At 34.8% G+C, this 18,161-nt stretch carries 12 protein-coding genes and 1 pseudogene; 12 read left to right on the plus strand and 1 reads right to left on the minus strand.

Annotation, left to right across the window (positions count from 1 at the left end):
• Window positions 1-26 precede the first annotated feature (26 nt).
• The 12 genes and pseudogenes from OTK01_RS00875 to OTK01_RS00930 all read left to right on the plus strand — a co-directional run bounded on the left by OTK01_RS00875 (window position 27) and on the right by OTK01_RS00930 (window position 17,589).
• Window positions 27-2,339 carry a glycoside hydrolase family 3 N-terminal domain-containing protein gene (locus tag OTK01_RS00875; protein WP_029228455.1) on the plus strand — a complete coding sequence of 771 codons (2,313 nt, stop codon included), beginning with the start codon at window positions 27-29 and terminating at the stop codon, window positions 2,337-2,339.
• A gap of 595 nt (window positions 2,340-2,934) precedes the next feature.
• A complete protein-coding gene (locus OTK01_RS00880) occupies window positions 2,935-3,510 on the plus strand; it encodes a glycerol-3-phosphate responsive antiterminator (protein ID WP_029228454.1) in 576 nt (191 codons plus the stop codon).
• Between the two features lie 774 nt (window positions 3,511-4,284).
• Window positions 4,285-5,580 carry an ABC transporter substrate-binding protein gene (locus OTK01_RS00885; protein ID WP_029228453.1) on the plus strand — a complete coding sequence of 432 codons (1,296 nt, stop codon included), beginning with the start codon at window positions 4,285-4,287 and terminating at the stop codon, window positions 5,578-5,580.
• A gap of 79 nt (window positions 5,581-5,659) precedes the next feature.
• Window positions 5,660-6,562, plus strand: coding sequence for a carbohydrate ABC transporter permease (locus OTK01_RS00890; RefSeq protein WP_029672059.1), 903 nt, complete (start codon window positions 5,660-5,662; stop codon window positions 6,560-6,562).
• Complete coding sequence (locus tag OTK01_RS00895) at window positions 6,559-7,377, plus strand: carbohydrate ABC transporter permease (RefSeq protein WP_029228451.1); 819 nt, start codon at window positions 6,559-6,561, stop codon at window positions 7,375-7,377. Before OTK01_RS00890 ends, OTK01_RS00895 begins: the two co-directional genes overlap by 4 nt.
• A 158-nt stretch (window positions 7,378-7,535) precedes the next feature.
• Window positions 7,536-8,717, plus strand: coding sequence for an alpha/beta hydrolase family protein (locus tag OTK01_RS00900; RefSeq protein ID WP_051129953.1), 1,182 nt, complete (start codon window positions 7,536-7,538; stop codon window positions 8,715-8,717).
• 87 nt (window positions 8,718-8,804) lie between these two features.
• Window positions 8,805-11,957 (plus strand): glycoside hydrolase family 2 TIM barrel-domain containing protein, encoded by a 3,153-nt coding sequence (locus OTK01_RS00905; RefSeq protein WP_232841683.1) that lies wholly within the window; start codon window positions 8,805-8,807, stop codon window positions 11,955-11,957.
• A 48-nt stretch (window positions 11,958-12,005) separates the two neighbouring features.
• Window positions 12,006-13,316 (plus strand): annotated as a pseudogene (gene glpK / locus OTK01_RS00910) (glycerol kinase GlpK); the annotation flags it as partial.
• Between the two features lie 220 nt (window positions 13,317-13,536).
• The gene (locus OTK01_RS00915) at window positions 13,537-15,009 is read left to right on the plus strand and encodes an NAD(P)/FAD-dependent oxidoreductase (protein WP_029228448.1); all 1,473 of its coding nucleotides are present in this window, start codon (window positions 13,537-13,539) and stop codon (window positions 15,007-15,009) included.
• On the plus strand, window positions 14,999-16,282 hold the full coding sequence (locus OTK01_RS00920) for an NAD(P)/FAD-dependent oxidoreductase (RefSeq protein ID WP_029228447.1): 1,284 nt from the start codon (window positions 14,999-15,001) through the stop codon (window positions 16,280-16,282). The genes OTK01_RS00915 and OTK01_RS00920 overlap by 11 nt, the downstream gene beginning before the upstream one ends.
• Window positions 16,269-16,634, plus strand: a complete 366-nt coding sequence (locus tag OTK01_RS00925) for a DUF1667 domain-containing protein (RefSeq protein WP_029228446.1) — start codon at window positions 16,269-16,271, stop codon at window positions 16,632-16,634. Before OTK01_RS00920 ends, OTK01_RS00925 begins: the two co-directional genes overlap by 14 nt.
• Before the next feature lie 22 nt (window positions 16,635-16,656).
• Window positions 16,657-17,589 carry an alpha/beta hydrolase gene (locus OTK01_RS00930; RefSeq protein WP_029228445.1) on the plus strand — a complete coding sequence of 311 codons (933 nt, stop codon included), beginning with the start codon at window positions 16,657-16,659 and terminating at the stop codon, window positions 17,587-17,589.
• Here OTK01_RS00930 and OTK01_RS00935 read toward each other — a convergent pair.
• Window positions 17,557-17,982 carry a hypothetical protein gene (locus OTK01_RS00935; protein ID WP_029228444.1) on the minus strand — a complete coding sequence of 142 codons (426 nt, stop codon included), beginning with the start codon at window positions 17,980-17,982 and terminating at the stop codon, window positions 17,557-17,559. The two genes, OTK01_RS00930 and OTK01_RS00935, sit on opposite strands and share 33 nt — an antisense overlap.
• Window positions 17,983-18,161: the final 179 nt, after the last annotated feature.

Here is an 18,161-nt window from a genome sequence, read left to right on the forward strand (position 1 = left end):
TTTAGAAAAATTGGAGGTGTATAGAGGTGTCAATTGAAAAAAGGGTAAACGAGCTTTTACAGAAGATGACAGTTGAAGAAAAGGTGTATCAGCTCACAAGCGTGCTTGTTCAGGACATCATGGAAAACGACAAGTTTTCGCCTGAGAAAGCTAAAAAGCTTATACCACACGGAATTGGGCAAATAACAAGAGTTGCAGGCGCAAGCAACTTGAGCCCTGAAGAGACAGCAAAGACTGCAAATGAAATTCAAAAGTTTCTGGTTGAAAACACACGGCTTGGAATTCCTGCTATGATTCATGAAGAGTCGTGCTCAGGTTTCATGGCAAAAGGTGCAACTGTATTTCCACAGAGCATCGGCGTTGCCTGCACGTTTGACAATGAGATTGTTGAAGAGCTTGCAAAGGTTATAAGAATTCAGATGAAAGCAGTTGGAGCTCACCAGGCTTTAGCTCCGCTCATTGACGTTGCACGGGATGCGCGTTGGGGAAGGGTTGAAGAGACGTTTGGAGAAGACCCCTACCTTGTTGCAAATATGGCTGTGAGCTATGTAAAAGGCATCCAGGGTGATGACATAAAAGACGGTATAGTTGCAACAGGTAAGCATTTTGTTGGGTATGCAATGTCAGAAGGCGGAATGAACTGGGCGCCTGTCCACATTCCTGAAAGAGAACTCAGAGAAGTGTATCTTTACCCGTTTGAGGTTGCAGTAAAGGTTGCAGGACTAAAATCTATCATGCCAGCTTATCATGAGATTGACGGAATTCCTTGCCATGCAAATAGAAAGCTTTTGACAGACATTGCAAGGGGTGAGTGGGGATTTGACGGCATATATGTTTCAGACTATGCAGGTGTAAGAAATATCCTTGACTACCACAAGGCAGTAAAAACATATGCAGAGGCAGCATACATTTCACTGTGGGCAGGGCTTGACATTGAGCTGCCAAAAATAGAATGTTTCACAGAGGAGTTTATAAAAGCATTAAAAGAAGGAAAGTTTGACATGGCGGTTGTCGATGCCGCTGTAAAAAGAGTTTTAGAGATGAAGTTCAGGCTTGGTCTTTTTGACAACCCATATATCAAAACCGAAGGTATTTTGGAGCTTTTTGACAACAAAGAACAAAGAGAGCTTTCACGAAAGGTTGCTCAAGAGTCCATGGTACTTTTGAAGAATGACAATTTCCTGCCACTTTCAAAGGATGTAAAGAAGATTGCAGTGATTGGACCAAATGCAGACTCTGTGAGAAACCTCTTGGGTGACTATTCGTATCCAGCACACATAGCAACACTTGAGATGTTCTTCATAAAGGAAGACAAAGGTGTTGGCAATGAAGAAGAGTTTGTAAGAAAAGTAATCAATATGAAATCTATCTTAGAGGCTATAAAAGACAGAGTTCAAAACAAAGCTGAGGTTGTATATGCAAAAGGCTGTGATGTTAATACTCAAGATGAATCTGGTTTTGAAGAAGCAAAGAAGGCAGCACAGGGTGCAGATGTAGTAATTTTGGTTGTTGGTGACAAGGCAGGTTTGAGGCTTGATTGCACATCAGGTGAGTCAAGAGATAGGGCAAGTTTAAAACTTCCTGGAGTGCAGGAAAAGCTCATTGAAGAGGTTTCAAAGGTGAACGAGAATATTGTAGTTGTGCTTGTAAATGGAAGACCTGTTGCGCTGGAAGGCATCTGGCAGAAAGCAAAAGCTATTTTGGAAGCATGGTTCCCGGGCGAAGAAGGAGCAGAGGCTGTAGCAGATGTTCTTTTCGGCGACTACAACCCGGGTGGCAAGCTTGCAATATCCTTCCCAAGGGATGTAGGACAGGTTCCGGTTTATTACGGGCACAAACCGTCTGGTGGAAAGTCCTGCTGGCATGGGGACTATGTTGAGATGTCAACAAAGCCTTTCTTGCCGTTTGGCTATGGACTTTCATACACAACTTTTGAGTACAAAAACTTTGTAATAGAAAGAGAAAAGATTTCTATGGATGAGAGCATTAAAATCTCAGTTGAGGTTGAGAACACAGGCAAGTACGCAGGCGATGAAATAGTTCAGCTTTACACAAGAAAAGAAGAGTTCTTGGTAACCCGCCCTGTAAAAGAGCTCAAAGCTTACAAGAGAGTACACTTAAAGCCGGGCGAAAAGAAGAAGGTTGTATTTGAAATCTTCCCCGACCAGTTTGCGTACTATGATTATGATATGAATAGGGTAATTTCACTTGGCACTGTTGAGGTCATGGTAGGAGCATCTTCAGAAGACATAAAGTTCACAGGGACATTTGAGATTGTGGGCGAAAAGAAGGATGCAAAAGAAATCAAAAATTATCTTAGCCGTGCGTGGTGTGAATAAAATTTTGTGTTTGTAAAAAAGGCTGCCGTTTGTCATAACAAAAAATCTGGTTGCGGTAGCCTTTTTTATTTGGTTTTGAAAACTATTTATTTAAAAGTTACTGGACATTTTATAATTCTATGTACCAAAAACATTTAATGTTTATAGATAAGCACATCTATGAAAAAATATATTTATTCTTGATTTTAATTAAAAGATGTTGAATCTATATCTCCCTAAACTTTTTATGCTGTTTTCTTGACAACAAAAGGATCTTCAAAAATTTTTTTTTGTGGTTTAATAATATCATAAATTGTGTTATTTTTCTCTTATGGTTGGTGTGTTTTTAAGCCTTAATATCTCAAGAATAAAAATATTTGTTTATTTCTACCATAACTATTTTGACATTAATAGTTATATTTTCTATTTAACAACTTTTTGGTTTAATTAATCGCTGTCTTTCGTATTTAATTCGATTAGTATATCTTTAATCAACACCTTTATATTGAAAAATAGATTTTATCATGATATTATTTAGCTGATAATACTAGGATGAAAAAAAGATGATTTATTATGAGTTTTCTTCAAATGATATTTAATAAGAGGTGGAAAATTATTGAGTATTTTAAATGATTTATTTAAAAACCCCATAATAGCTGCTATTAGAGATTTAGAAAAAATAGATGACCTCCAACAAAAACCAGTAAAGTGGGTGTTTTTATTAAAAGGAGATATTTTGAGTATAAAATATATTGTTAGTTACTTGAAAAAGATGCAGAAAAAAGTATTTATACATATTGACTTAATGGAAGGTATTGGAAAGGATGAGATAGGTGTAAAATTTATTGCTCAAGAAGTTAAGGCTGATGGGATAATTACTACAAAAAGTAATCTTGTTACTATAGCCAAAAGAGAAGGTTTGTTTACTATCCAAAGGATTTTCATAGTTGATAGTCAAGCAAAAGAAACAGCTGAAAAAGCTATAAAAGGTGTAAATCCAGATGCTGTAGAAATATTACCAGGTGTTATTGCAAAGGTAACCGAAAAAATTTGTAGTAGTGTAAATTATCCAGTAATTGTTGGCGGTTTGGTAGAGGAAGAAGATGAAGTTTTAGAAGCACTAAGAAGAGGTGCAGTTGGAGTGTCTACCAGTGCTGAAAAACTGTGGGATTTTATATACAACCAAGAATAAATGTTGTGAAATTGAAATGTATGAAATGATGATAAGTAAAATGTTATAAAAGGCATGTGGTGAGGACATATTTACCATCAATTCATTACTAAATAAGGAGCAAAAAGTACCCACTTTTCTGAAAATATCCTTGTATCTTGCCATCTTTGAGTTCTTTCCATAAATTTATCTTTTGTTTTGTATACCAACAAGCATGAATCATCAGAAAATATTTATCATTCTACTATATGCGAGTTCATTTTTTAATCTGGTTTGATCTTTCCTGTTTTTTGAAAATAGCATTTCTTTTTATAACTCTTTACTTTTCATCATTTTTGTGCACGTTTTTCGCTGTGGTAAATATCTCTACACCTATTCGAGAAAATGTGATAAAATATATTGACATTGTAGGACTAAAATATTATAATATAAACAAAGGTGCAAGGAAAATATACGCAAAAATAATAAATTAAATATAGAGTAATGCAGCAAACAAGCAAATAGCATTAAGAATTTGTATAAATTTTTGCCTATATTAAAAAATGAATATAGAATAATTGAATGAGAGAGAACGGAGAAGAAGGAGAAGTTCTCCCAGTGGCAAAAATGCCGGTGTGCAATTTATGCCAAGGGAGAACTTTTTTTGTTTTGTTTCCATCAGTTTGCCCTCAATATTTTTATAACTTTTAATGAAGGAGGAGGTGGTGGATGATATGAAATAGCATCACAGTTCTCATAAAAGTGATATATAGGGAGTCTTGAATGAAAAAAATAGTGAGAAGGAGGAATTTTAGAATGAAAAGAGTAATTTCAATTGCAATTGTGAGTTTGGTTATTTTATCACTTGTGTTAGTGGGTGGAGTTTATAGCGGTAATGTTACAAAAGCTGCTACTAAAGAAGGCAAAATTACTATTTGGGCATGGGACCCAAACTTTAATATAGCAATTATGAATGAAGCAAGTAATAGATACAAAAAGATAAATCCAAAAGTGAAATTTGAAATTGCTAATATGGCAAAAGCTGATGTGGAACAAAAACTAAATACTGTGCTTGCATCAGGAGTTAAAACAGGACTTCCAGAAATAGTTTTAATCGAAGATTATAATGCTCAAAAGTATCTAACTTCTTATCCAGGAGCTTTTGCAGATTTAACAAAGCATTTCAATTATAAAGATTTTGCACAGTATAAAGTTAGTTTAATGACACTCAAAGGAAAAGTGTATGGTGTGCCATTTGATTCAGGTGTTGTTGGCTGGTTCTACAGAAGCGATTACTTTTCAAAAGCTGGTTTTAAAGCAAATGATTTAATAAATATTACATGGGACAAATTTATTGAGATGGGCAAGATAATAAAACAAAAGACTGGAAAGTATATGGTAGGATTTGATCCTTATGATGGTGGCTTGATGAGAATAATGTTGCAATCTGCTGGAAGATGGTATTTTGATAAAAATGGTAAAGTTGATATTGCTAATAACCCTGTATTAAAAGAGGCTTTAATTTCTTACAAAAAAGTAGTAGATTCAGGTATTGCAAAAAAGGTTAGTGGATGGAATCAATGGGTAGCATCCTTCAATAATGGTGAAGTTGCATCAGTTGTTACAGGGGTATGGATTATAGGATCAATAAAAGCTGAAAAGAGCCAAAGTGGGAAATGGGCAGTTGCTCCTGTTCCACGTCTAAATATAAAAGGTTCAGTTAATGCATCAAATCTTGGTGGGTCAAGTTGGTATGTTTTGCAAAATTCAAAATACAGAGATATTGCAATAGATTTTCTTAAACAAATATATGCTAAAGATATAGACTTCTATCAAAAGATTTTGATTGAAAGAGGAGCAGTAGGGACATATTTACCAGCTCAAAAAGGAAAAGCTTATACAGCAAGTGACCCATTCTTTGGAGGCCAAAAAATATTTGTACACTTCTCTAATTGGATGAAGAATATACCTTCTGTTAATTATGGCTTGTACACTTACGAAGCAGATAGTGCAATTATGGCAGTGATGCCAGATGTATATTCAGGGAAATTATCAGTGGATGCAGCTTTGAAGAAAGCAGAAGAACAATTTAAGAATAAAGTTGGTCAATAGTCTAAGAAATTTGGAGAGAAGCAATACCTGTTACATGGGTATTGTTTCTCTCCCTTACAAAAATGGAGGGCAGATAGGTATGAAGAAAATTTCATATGAAAGATATATTGATTTATGGGGTTGGTTTTTTAGCTTATTTTCTATTATAGGATTAGGTTTATTTCTTTTTTATCCTATCATATATTCACTGTATCTTTCTACATTCAGTACAAAGGGTGTTGTACAAGAATTTGTAGGAATAGGCAATTATATAAGACTGTTTAAAGACAACACATTTATACTTTCGCTAAAAAATATATTAATTATTTTGATAATTCAGGTTCCCATAATGTTAATTTTAGCTCTAATTTTAGCTGTTATTCTTAACGACAAAAAAATAAAATTCAGAGGTCTTTTTAGAACTGCAATTTTCCTTCCAGCTGTAACATCTCTTGTAGCATATACGGTCTTGTTTAAAATGATGTTTAGTACTGACGGCTTAATAAATCAAGCATTATTATCAATGCATTTGATAAAAGAGCCTATACCATGGCTTATGGATCCATTTTGGGCAAAAGTAACACTTATATTTGCCTTAACGTGGAGATGGACTGGATATAACATGATTTTTTATTTGGCAGGTTTACAAAATATTTCTTACGAGATATATGAAGCAGCTGAAATAGATGGAGCCAATAAAGTTGTCCAATTTTTCAAAATAACTATTCCAATGCTAAAACCAATTATTGTTTTTACTTCTATCATGTCTACAATAGGGACTCTGCAATTATTCGACGAACCAATAAATTTAGCTGCAGGTGTTGTTACGGGTTCGAGCGTAGGACCTGGAGATTCGCTACTGACGCCTTCTGTTTACATATATAATATTTGCTTTAAGTATATGCCTAATTTTGGTTATGCCGCAGCAATTTCTTATATCATAGTGATAATTGTTGCTATATTGTCATTTATTCAATTTAAGTTGGCAGGTGAAAATGAATGAAGAAAGATACAAAAATTAAAAATTTGATCGTTTATATTTTTCTCATTATAATGTCGATTGTATCTGTATTTCCTTTTTTCTGGATGATAGTAGGGATGACCAACAAGTCGGTTGATATAATAAAAGGTAAATTAACATTTGGAAATGCATTAATAGAAAATTTCAATAATCTCTTTAGTAACTATGAAGTAGGTAGAATTATAATAAACTCCTTTAAAATTTCATTAACTATAGTTATTGGATCACTTTTAATATCATCTATGGCAGCTTATGGATTTGAATTTTATCCATCAAAGATTCGTGAAAAGATATACGCAATATTACTGGCAACAATGATGATTCCATTTGCTGCTTTAATGGTGCCACTTTTTAGATTAATGGTAGCTTTTAATCTTTTAGATTCTCACTGGGGCGTTATCCTGCCAATGTTACCCTCAGTGTTTTTAATCTTCTTCTTTAGACAAAGTTTTAAGCTGTATCCCAAAGAGATAATTATGGCTGCAAGAGTTGATGGAGCAAGTGAGCTAAGGATATTTTTGTCAATTGTATTTCCATCAATGAAGTCAACATATGCGGCAGCTGCCATATATTCTTTTATGACGAGCTGGAATTCTTATCTATGGCCTTTGATTGTTTTGCAGAGTGACGAACAAAAGACAATGACATTACTTGTGTCGACTCTTTCATCTGGATACAACCCAGACTTTGGGGTTATTATGACAACAGTTGTTTTAGCAACCTTGCCGATGATAATAGTATTTTTTGGATTACAAAAGTATTTTGTTCAGGGTATACTTGGTTCTGTTAAACAGTAAGGTCTAAACAAAAATATGTTTTCTCATGGACTAAAAGTTAAGGCTGTCTCAAAAACCGCCTGCTGGGGCTGAGACAGTCTTAAAAGGGCGGATTTTAAGTACCCCAGCCATCTAAACTTGTGCAGTTTTGCGGAGTTTAGATGATATGAGATAGAGAAATGAATGTTAGAAAGATAAATAAGGCCTTACTGGTTTTCATGTTAGTAGTAACAATTACTTTTAAGATAATTAATTACAATTATGCAAAAGCAGGGGAATTGTCATATAATACAGCTCAGGCACCTAGACCAGATTATGGATTATATTGGTTTGGATTAGGCAATAAATCAGTGAAATTTGAAGAAGGTAAAGTTAATCCTTACTATGACCCAAATAAACCTACTGTAATTTATGTACATGGATGGGAGAAAGACACTGGTATTAGGAATTTTAGAGAAACATTTAACTATAAATTAAACGACCCTACCTATGGTATAGATATTAATATAGCAGATGCATGGATTAAAGCTGGGTGGAATATTGGTATATTTTATTGGGATATGTTTTCAGATGAACCAAATGTTTTGGATGCAGAAGCAAAAATTTGGACAGCTTATGGTCCCAAGAAAATGAGGTGGAGGGACAATAAGGGTGAGTTCCATGAAAGTACATTCAACAAAAGTGCAGGACAGCTTTTTTATGAGACCTTTGTTAAAGCACTGAAAGATTATAAAGGAAACAATATTAGAATAGTAGGACATTCTTTAGGAAATCAAATGGCAATTTATTTAGCCTATATGGTTAATAACGCAGTCGCAAAAGGATGCCTTCCAAGCAATCTTATGATAAAAAGATTAGCTTTACTTGATCCATATTGGTCAGTTGGGGGAAAAGATTACTTGAATGGGAAATGGACAGGAGAAGTTTGCAGAGAATACATAAAAGATTTAAAAAATAAAAATGTATCAATTGAATTGTATAGGACCACCGCTATTGCGCAATTACCATTTGTAGCAGATGAAAACAAAGAATTGCTTAATATGGTTGCACATGTTAACTTAAAACCGTGGTATATTCCAGCATATGAAGTAGGAGCAAAACATGTTGCTGCGCCAAATTTATATTTTATGTCTTTTGGTGCTCCACCACCAGCATTATACGAAGAACGTTCTGCTGGGATATATGTTAAAATTTCGGGGGTTGCACCTTCAGCAGCGGTAGATGATGATATAATACGTAGTTTAATGAATAGTGATTATAGATTTGATATGTATACAGGGGCGTATACTTCTGATTGTAAAGATGATGGGTATGTTAAAGTAAAAAGAGACAGATTAACTCAAGTAATTCCTGTAAATTAGTAAAAGGAAATAATTTTAAGAAGGATTAGATGAAGCAATGAAGTGTTAAAAGGTACTATAAAAATTTTGGTGGAGGGGTAAGAAAAAATGGATGCAATTATAAGCAAAAAACATTATGAGAATCCAGAAGTTTTACATATAAATCGAGAAGAACCAAGAGCGTTTTTTATACCGTTCCAATCTCTTGATTTAGCTTTATCCAAAAACTATGAGCTTTCAGATTATTTCAAAACACTAAATGGTAATTGGAAGTTTTTGTTTATAGATAATACAGCAGATATACCTAAAAATTTTGAGAAAGACAACTTTGATGACAGTAGTTGGGACACAATTTATGTTCCAAGCAACTGGCAATTAATGGGCTATGATAGGCCAGTTTATACAAATATAGCATATCCTATTCCAGTCGACCCACCCCATGTTCCAGAAGAAAATCCTGTTGGTATTTATCGTAGAAAATTTTTTATAGGTCGAGAGATTGATGACAAAGAGACATTTATAGTTTTTGAAGGGGTAGACTCTTGCTTTTATGTATGGTTGAATGGCCATTTTATAGGATTTAGCAAGGGTTCTCATATGCCAGCCGAATTTAATGTGACAAAATACTTGAGAAAAGGCGAAAATACCATCTGCGTTGCTGTTTTAAAATGGTCAGATGCTACGTATTTGGAAGATCAAGATAAGTGGAGACTGTCTGGTATATTTAGAGATGTTTATTTATTATTCAGACCCAAGCTTTATGTCAGGGATTTTGCAGTTAAATACGAGTTTGAGAATGATAGCTTAGAGAAAGTTAATTTGTCGATAGACATTATGATGAGAAATCTTGATAGTAATCTCCAAAATGGAACTATAAAATTGTTTTTACTCAATAAAGATAATCAAGTAGTATTTGAAAAAACAATTACAGAAAAAGTAAAAGCTAATGAAGAAAAGTATGTCAGTATTGCTGAAACTCTGTATAAACCAGAACTCTGGAGTGCAGAAACACCAAATATATACAAATTAGCTATCGAAAACCACATCCAAAACAAAAAAGAGGTTATTGTTCATAATATTGGATTTAGAAAGATAGAGATTAAAGATGGTGTATTTTATCTTAACAATGTAGCTATAAAAATAAAGGGTGTTAATAGGCATGAAATGCATCCTGATTTAGGACAAGCCATAACAAAAGAGTCAATGTTACAAGATTTAATGTTAATGAAGCAATATAACATTAATGCTATAAGAACTTCCCATTATCCTAATCATCCATTTTTCTTGGACTTATGTGATGAATTGGGATTTTATGTAATTGATGAAGCAGATATTGAGACCCACGGTTTTTGGCTTTTGGGTGATGTTAGTATTATCTCTAATCATCCTCAATGGGAAGCAGCCTATATAGACAGAGCTAAAAGAATGGTTTTAAGGGATAGAAACCATCCATGTGTCATAATTTGGTCATTAGGAAATGAATCAGGGTATGGAAAAAACCATGATTCAATGGCTAATTATATCAGAACTATTGATAACAGCAGACCTATTCATTATGAAGGTGCTTTTGATGCAGGAATTGTTGATATTGTCTCTGTGATGTACCCAACGGTAGAATTTTTAGAAGAACAAGGAAAGAAAAAAGAGAAAAGGCCATTCTTTATGTGTGAATATGCTCATGCAATGGGGAATGGTCCGGGAAGTTTAAAGGAATATTGGGATGTAATTTATAAATATCCGCGACTCATGGGCGGTTGTGTATGGGAATGGGCAGATCATGGGATCAGAAAAATTGAAAACAATAAAGAATTTTTTGCTTACGGTGGCGATTTTGACGATCATCCAAATGATGGCAATTTTTGCATTGATGGTTTGATGTTTCCAGACAGAAAGCCTTATCCTGGAATTATTGAGTACAAAAAAGCAATAGAGCCAGTTCGAATAGAAGAGATAGATGCTGCTGAGGGAAAATTTAGAATAACTAATACATATGATTTTTTGAATCTTAATGTCCTTTCGATTACATGGGAGCTATTAGAAGATGGAATCATTGTTGATGAGGGAGAGTTGGATTTAAATTTAGAGCCTCATTGTACTGCTGAGGTGGAGATTCCTTTCAGGAAGGAGCTTTTGAACAGCGATTGTGAATATCATATTAACATAATTTCTAAGTTAAAAAGTTCAACACCTTGGGCAAAAAAAGGTTTTACAGTAGCTTATTCACAATTCCGTATACCAAGTAAAGTTGCAAAGAAGATTATAAATGTGAATTCATTATCTCAAAATTTAAATCTTAAGGATGAAGAAAATGAAATAATAGTATTTTCGGAAGATACAAATGTGGTTTTTAGCAAAAAAAAGGGTACAATAATAAACTTGAAATACAATAATATTGAATTACTAAAAGAAGGACCATCTATCAATTTATTTAGAGCATTTACGGACAATGATAAATACATGAAAAATACATTTTTTGAAAATGATGTATTTAAATTAATTGATGCAGAAGAAAAGGTAAAAGCCTTTAATGAATTGATATATTCACTCGCTAACAGTATGTTTTACAGAATAGAAGATATAAATTACAGATTAGAAAATAACAAAGCTTTTGTAATTGAAGTATCAAAAATTCATGGTATTTATTCATTACCTCCTTTATTTAGGACTCTCACCAAGTATATTATATATGCTAATGATTATATCTTTATGAACACCACCTTTTTGCCTTTAGCATTGAGTCAAAAGATGGTTCTGCCAAAACTTGGTGTACAGATGGTCTTGCCACGTGGTTTTGAATATGTAAAATGGTTTGGCAGAGGTCCACATGAAAATTATATTGACCGCAAAGAAAGTACATTAGTTGGTATATATGAAGGAAATGTTGATGAACTTTATGTACCATATGTAAAGCCTCAGGAATATGGAAATAGATGTGATGTTAGGTGGACGTGTATTTCAAGTATGACAGGTATAGGACTTTTAGCAATTGGCAATCCAACATTTGAAATGAGTGTAAAGAAATATGCCGATTTTGAACTTTTAAGGAAAAAACATGCGCATGAACTTAAAGAATATGATGGTATCATTTTAAATATAGATTACATGGTAAGTGGCCTTGGTAGTAATAGTTGTGGACCACAACCACTTGAAAAGTATAAATTATATCCTCAAAAGATTGAATTTAGCTTTTACTTAAAACCAATAAATTTAAATTTAACACATCCAGAAATTTTGGCAAAAATGATACCTGAATTGTTATGAGCATCGAAGCTATTAAGGGTATGTTTTTGAAAAGGATAGGTGATTTAAATGCACAAATATATAATGGCCTTCGATCAAGGAACAACAAGCTCAAGAGCGATAATATTTAACAAAAATGGTTCAATAATAGCTGTTGCACAGAAAGAATTTAAGCAGATCTATCCAAGGCCAGGTTGGGTTGAACATGATCCAATGGAGATATGGGAAACGCAAATTAGTGTTGCAAAAGAAGTTCTTAAGAAGGCTGAGATTTCTCCAGAAGAGATAGCAGCTATTGGAATCACTAATCAAAGAGAAACGACTGTAGTATGGGATAAAAATAGTGGAAAACCAGTGTACAATGCAATTGTTTGGCAGTGTAGAAGAACAGCACCAATTTGTGATGAATTAAAAGAAAAAGGTTTGGCTGGGATAATTCGTCAGAAGACAGGTCTTGTTATTGATGCGTATTTTTCAGCTACGAAGATAAAATGGATATTAGACAACATTCCAGGTTTAAGAGAAAAGGCAGAAAAAGGTGATTTATTGTTTGGGACCATTGATACATGGCTGATTTGGAATTTGACATGTGGCAAAGTTCACGTTACTGATTACAGTAATGCTTCAAGAACAATGCTTTTTAATATACATACACTTGACTGGGATGACGATTTATTAAACGAACTAAAAATTCCGAGAAAGATGTTGCCAAAACCCATGCCGTCAAGTTATGTATATGGGAAGACTGACAAGGATATATTTGGAGTAGAGATTCCGATTGCTGGTGATGCAGGGGATCAACAGGCAGCTTTATTTGGCCAGGTATGTTTTGAGCCGGGAACTGCTAAGAACACTTATGGGACAGGATGTTTTGTACTTCTTAACACAGGGGAATTAGCAGTAGAATCGAAAAATGGTCTTATAACAACAATTGCATGGGGGCTTGATGGGAAAATTGAATATGCACTTGAGGGCAGCATATTTATAGCAGGTGCTGCAATACAGTGGTTAAGAGATGAGCTTGGAATAATAGAAAGTGCGGCTCAAAGTGAAGAGTATGCTACAAAAGTTGCAGATACAAATGGTGTTTATTTTGTTCCTGCGTTTGTCGGTCTTGGTGCTCCATACTGGGATATGTATGCGAGAGGAGCGATTTTGGGTTTGACAAGAGGTACCAAGAAAGAACATATAGTAAGAGCAGCCTTAGAATCTGTTGCATATCAAACCAGAGACGTTATAGAAGCTATGCAAGAAGATGCAGGAATTCCCATAAAGAATTTAAAAGTTGATGGTGGTGCTAGTGTAAATAACTTTTTAATGCAATTTCAGGCTGATATATTAGGGATACCTGTTTTAAGGTGTAAAGTTACTGAGACTACTGCATTGGCAGCTTGACCGTGAATTTAAGTCTTTAATTGAGGATTCAATGAGGGAAAAACTTTATTCAGGATGGAAGAAAGCAATTGAAAGATCTAAAAACTGGATAGAAGGATAGAATGTTATAGTGTCTTAACTGAGTTAAATATTGTATGAAGGAGAAATTGGAGAGTCACACTTTTAAGAAAAAGTGTGGCTGTTTTTATTTGTGGGAGGGATAAATATGGTAGATGTTATTATAATTGGTGCTGGAGTAATTGGATGTACTATTGCAAAAGAACTCTCAAAATATGAATTAAAAGTTGTTGTGATAGAAAAAGAAGAAGATGTTGCATGCGGTGCAAGTAAAGCAAATAGTGGGATTGTGCATGCAGGATATGATCCTAAGCCAGGGACGCTAAAAGCAAAGCTTAATGTAGAAGGTAATCCTCTTATTTATTCGTGGTGTGAGGAATTAGATGTGCCGTGTAAAAAGACTGGTTCACTGGTTGTAGCTCTGAATAATGAAGAGGTAGAGACAATAGAGGAGCTATATAAAAGAGGGAAAACAAATGGAGTTCCGGGATTAGAAATAATTACACGTGATCAAATCTTAGAAATGGAACCTAATTTAAATCCGCAAGTGAAAGTGGGACTTTATGCGCCAACCGCCGGAATAGTGTGTCCATATGAGTTTACTATTGCTCTTGCTGAAAATGCAAATATGAATGGTGTAGAATTTTTATTCAACTCACCTGTAGTCGATATTATTGTAGAGAATGGGCAAGTAAAAGCTGTACGCACAAAAAATGGGTATATTCAAACAAGATTTATAATAAACGCTGCAGGAGTTTATGCAGATCTAATTTCAGAGATGGCAGGTGCAGAGAAGTATCATATAAAAGCAAGAAAGGGAGAGTATCTTTTATTTGATAGAGAATTAAAGGACCTAGTAAAAAGACCGATATTTCCTACTCCAACAAAGGTATCAAAAGGAATACTTGTATGTCCCACAGTTGACGGCAATACATTTATTGGACCTAATGCAAATGATGTGGAGGACAAAGAGGATGTTAGTGTAACTCAATTTGGTATCGATGAGATAGTAAGTGGGGCAAGAAAGCTTATTCCAAATTTACCGTTAAGACATGTTATAACCTCATTTGCTGGGCTAAGGGCAGTAGCAGACACAGATGATTTTATAATTGGTGCGTCAAGATTAGTTAAGGGTTTTATAAATGTTGGAGGTATACAATCACCTGGACTTACCTCATCGCCGGCAATAGCACATATGGTAATTGACATTCTAAAAGAAGAAGGATTGAAACTTCGAGAGAAGAACAATTATATTCCTGGAAGACCTAAAAAGTATAGATTTAGAGATATGAGCAATGAAGAGAGGAAAAGAGTTATATTTGAGAACTCAGCATTTGGACATATTGTTTGCAGGTGTGAGACTGTTACGGAAGCAGAGATTGTAGATGCAATAAGAAGACCGGTTGGGGCAAGAAGTTTAGACGCGGTAAAAAGGAGAACAAGAGCTGGCATGGGAAGATGCCAGGGAGGTTTTTGTTCGCCAAAGGTTGTTGAGATATTGGCAAAGGAATTAGGGGTGGATCCGCTTGAAATTACTAAGAAAGGACCTGGCTCGAATATACTTTTAGGTCATATAAAAGACTTTATAGAAGATAGAGGTGGTGAAGAAGATGGAGAATAGAGATTTAGTAATAATTGGTGGAGGACCTGCGGGACTTGCAGCTGCTATTGAAGCCAAAAAAAATGGTGTTGAGGATATATTATTAATAGAGAGGGATTCGCATTTAGGAGGGGTCTTGCAACAGTGTATCCACAATGGTTTTGGCCTTCATATATTTAAAGAAGAACTTACTGGTCCTGAGTATGCAGAGAGATTTATTAATGAACTTAAATCTATGAATATAGAAGTTATGCTTGAGACGATGGTAATTGAGTTGACTTCGCAAAAGAAAATTACGGCAGTAAGCAAGAAATACGGTTTGATAGAGATTCAAGCAAGAGCTGTGATATTAGCAATGGGTTGCAGAGAGAGAACAAGAGGAGCTATAAATATCCCTGGCACAAGACCAGCTGGGATATTTACAGCGGGAACTGCTCAAAGGTATGTGAATATAGAAGGTTTTATGCCAGGCAAGGAGATAGTTATTTTAGGGTCAGGTGATATTGGACTTATTATGGCGAGAAGATTAACATTAGAAGGTGCTCATGTAAAATGTGTTGTAGAAATTATGCCATATTCCAATGGACTTACAAGAAACATTGTTCAGTGTTTGAATGACTTTGATATACCTTTGTTATTAAGCCATACTGTTATAAATATACATGGTAAGAAACGTATTGAAGGAGTAACAATTGCTAAAGTTGATGAAAGTTTAAGACCGATACCAGGAACAGAGAGATATATTTCTTGTGATACATTGCTTTTGTCGGTTGGATTAATACCTGAAAATGAGTTATCTAAAATGGCTGGGATAAAGATTGATAGTGTGACAGGAGGACCAATTGTAAATCAGAGAATGGAAACAACAGTAGAAGGGATATTTGCTTGTGGGAATGTATGTCATGTTCATGATTTAGTAGATTTTGTTACTCAAGAAGCACAACTTGCGGGTAAAGGTGCAGCACAATATTTAAAGAGTGAAAAACCATCTTCACAGCGCATGGTTAAGGTAGATGTTGGGGAAGGTTTAAGATATGTACTTCCGCAAATAATATCACCTGAGTTAATGGTGAGCGATAAACAAAACTTTTTTATGAGGAGCATAGCACCTATGAGTAAGGCAAGATTAATGATAACCTCAAACAATGGCGTTATAAAAACTCAGACTTTGAGATTTGTAAAACCAAGTGAGATGATTAATATTGTTTTAAAGAAAGAGGAGCTTTTAGAACCGAACATTGAATTTCTCAGATTCACCTTAAGGGAAGAAGGTGATGGTTATGGAGATGAATAAAGAGGTTATTTGTATTGTTTGTCCGAGAGGTTGTCATATAGATGTTAAGTTAGTGGATGGTAAAGTTGCAAATATATCAGGTAATGTTTGCCAAAGAGGTAAAACTTATGCGGAAGCTGAAGTGACAAATCCTAAGAGAGTTTTGACGACAACAGTGAGCATAATAGATAATGGAAATCAAAAGAGACTACCTGTTAGGACAAAAGAGCCCATACCCAAGAACCTGCTTATGAAAGCAATGAAAGAATTGAAAAATGTAACTGTAAAGCCTCCGGTAAAGATGGGTGATGTTGTTTACAAAAACATTGCAGGTTCCGGGGTAGATGTTATTGCTTCAAAGAGTTGGGAATAAAAAAGATTAGGAGGAATAAACTATGAGAGAAAAATACAGAGGATTTTGGCTGAAGGCCGAAGATGGGCATGATATTTATTTGCACGCATGGGATCAGGTTGACAATCCAAGAGGCATATTACAAATATTTCATGGCATGGCTGAGCATGGGAAAAGATATGAAGGGTTTGCTCAATACATGAATGAACATGGCTTCATAGTTTATGCTGATGATCACAGAGGACATGGTAGAACTGCGGGAAGTTTAGAAAATATAGGTTATATAGGAGAAGACGGATTTAATAAGTTAGTCCAGGATGAATATTTAATAAGCAAATTTCTGAAGGAGAAATATCCATGGTTACCTTTATTTATAGTGGCTCATAGTTTTGGTTCTTTTGTAGCACAGGAATATATAATAAGGTATGGGTGGGGAATAAATGGGTTGGTGCTAAGTGGCTCTGCAGCTATGAACACATTAAAAGCAAAATTAGGTTATATTTTAGCCAGTATAGAAAGGCTTATACATGGGGAAAAATACCGTAGTCGTTTTTTGGATTGGTTGAGTTTTGGCACGTTTAACCGCAGAATAAAGAACAACCCGAGCAAGTTTGCTTGGCTTAGCACGGACGAGAAAGAAGTACGCAAATATGAAGAAGATCCTTACTGTGGAGGAATTTTTACTACAGGATTTTTTTATTATCTTTCAAGAGGATTCTTGGGTTTATATCGTCCAGAACGCTTGGCTAATCTGCCCAAAGACTTGCCAATATTAATTATTGCTGGAGAAGAAGACCCCGTTGGGGAATATGGACGTTTAGTTAAAAGGCTTTATAATATTTATAAAGAGGCAGGATGTCAAAATGTTGACCTAAAACTTTATCCTGGTAAGAGGCATGAGCTGTTTAATGAAGTTAATCGCGAAGAGGTATATGCAGATGTTTTAAACTGGCTTGATTGCATAACGGGAAAGTAATTTTATGCTTAATAATTTTATTTTTAAGAGATAAAGAAAGATCGGGATAAAAAACTCCATTTTCCTGGTCTTTTTTTTATGAACTTGAGCTTCAACTAAATAGTCTTGCCAAAACTCATCTCCTGTTACAAGCATTGGCCACAAATTCTTTAATACGGCAAGCACCCTTGTCTGTTCCATAAACTTTTTGCCATCTTCCTCTGTCACAATCCAGGTAGGACCACTTCCATTCCAGCCATGATAAACTACCGGGTCGTACCAGTTTCCGCGGTAGCCTTCAGGGATATAGCAGTGATATTCTCCCATTGCAGAATGGTGAGGGTCAAAGGGGAAGTTTCCAATGGGAAAGTCTTTAAATGTTTCGTTACGGACAAGCACCAATTCTTCTTTCATCTTTTCACACCTTCAAAATGGTCTTCTATTTATTAAATTATACCAGAGTGTTCTTGCCTTAAGAGAAAATTCTTTTAGACATTTTAGAAGTTTATTTTTTGTTGGATAAAAAAACTAAAAATAACCCATTGACAATCTTATCGTATTAGTGTATTATTTAATTAGTACACCAATACAGG

Source organism: Caldicellulosiruptor acetigenus (assembly GCF_026914305.1).
In the GTDB taxonomy this organism is placed as follows: Bacteria; Bacillota; Thermoanaerobacteria; order Caldicellulosiruptorales; family Caldicellulosiruptoraceae; genus Caldicellulosiruptor; species Caldicellulosiruptor acetigenus.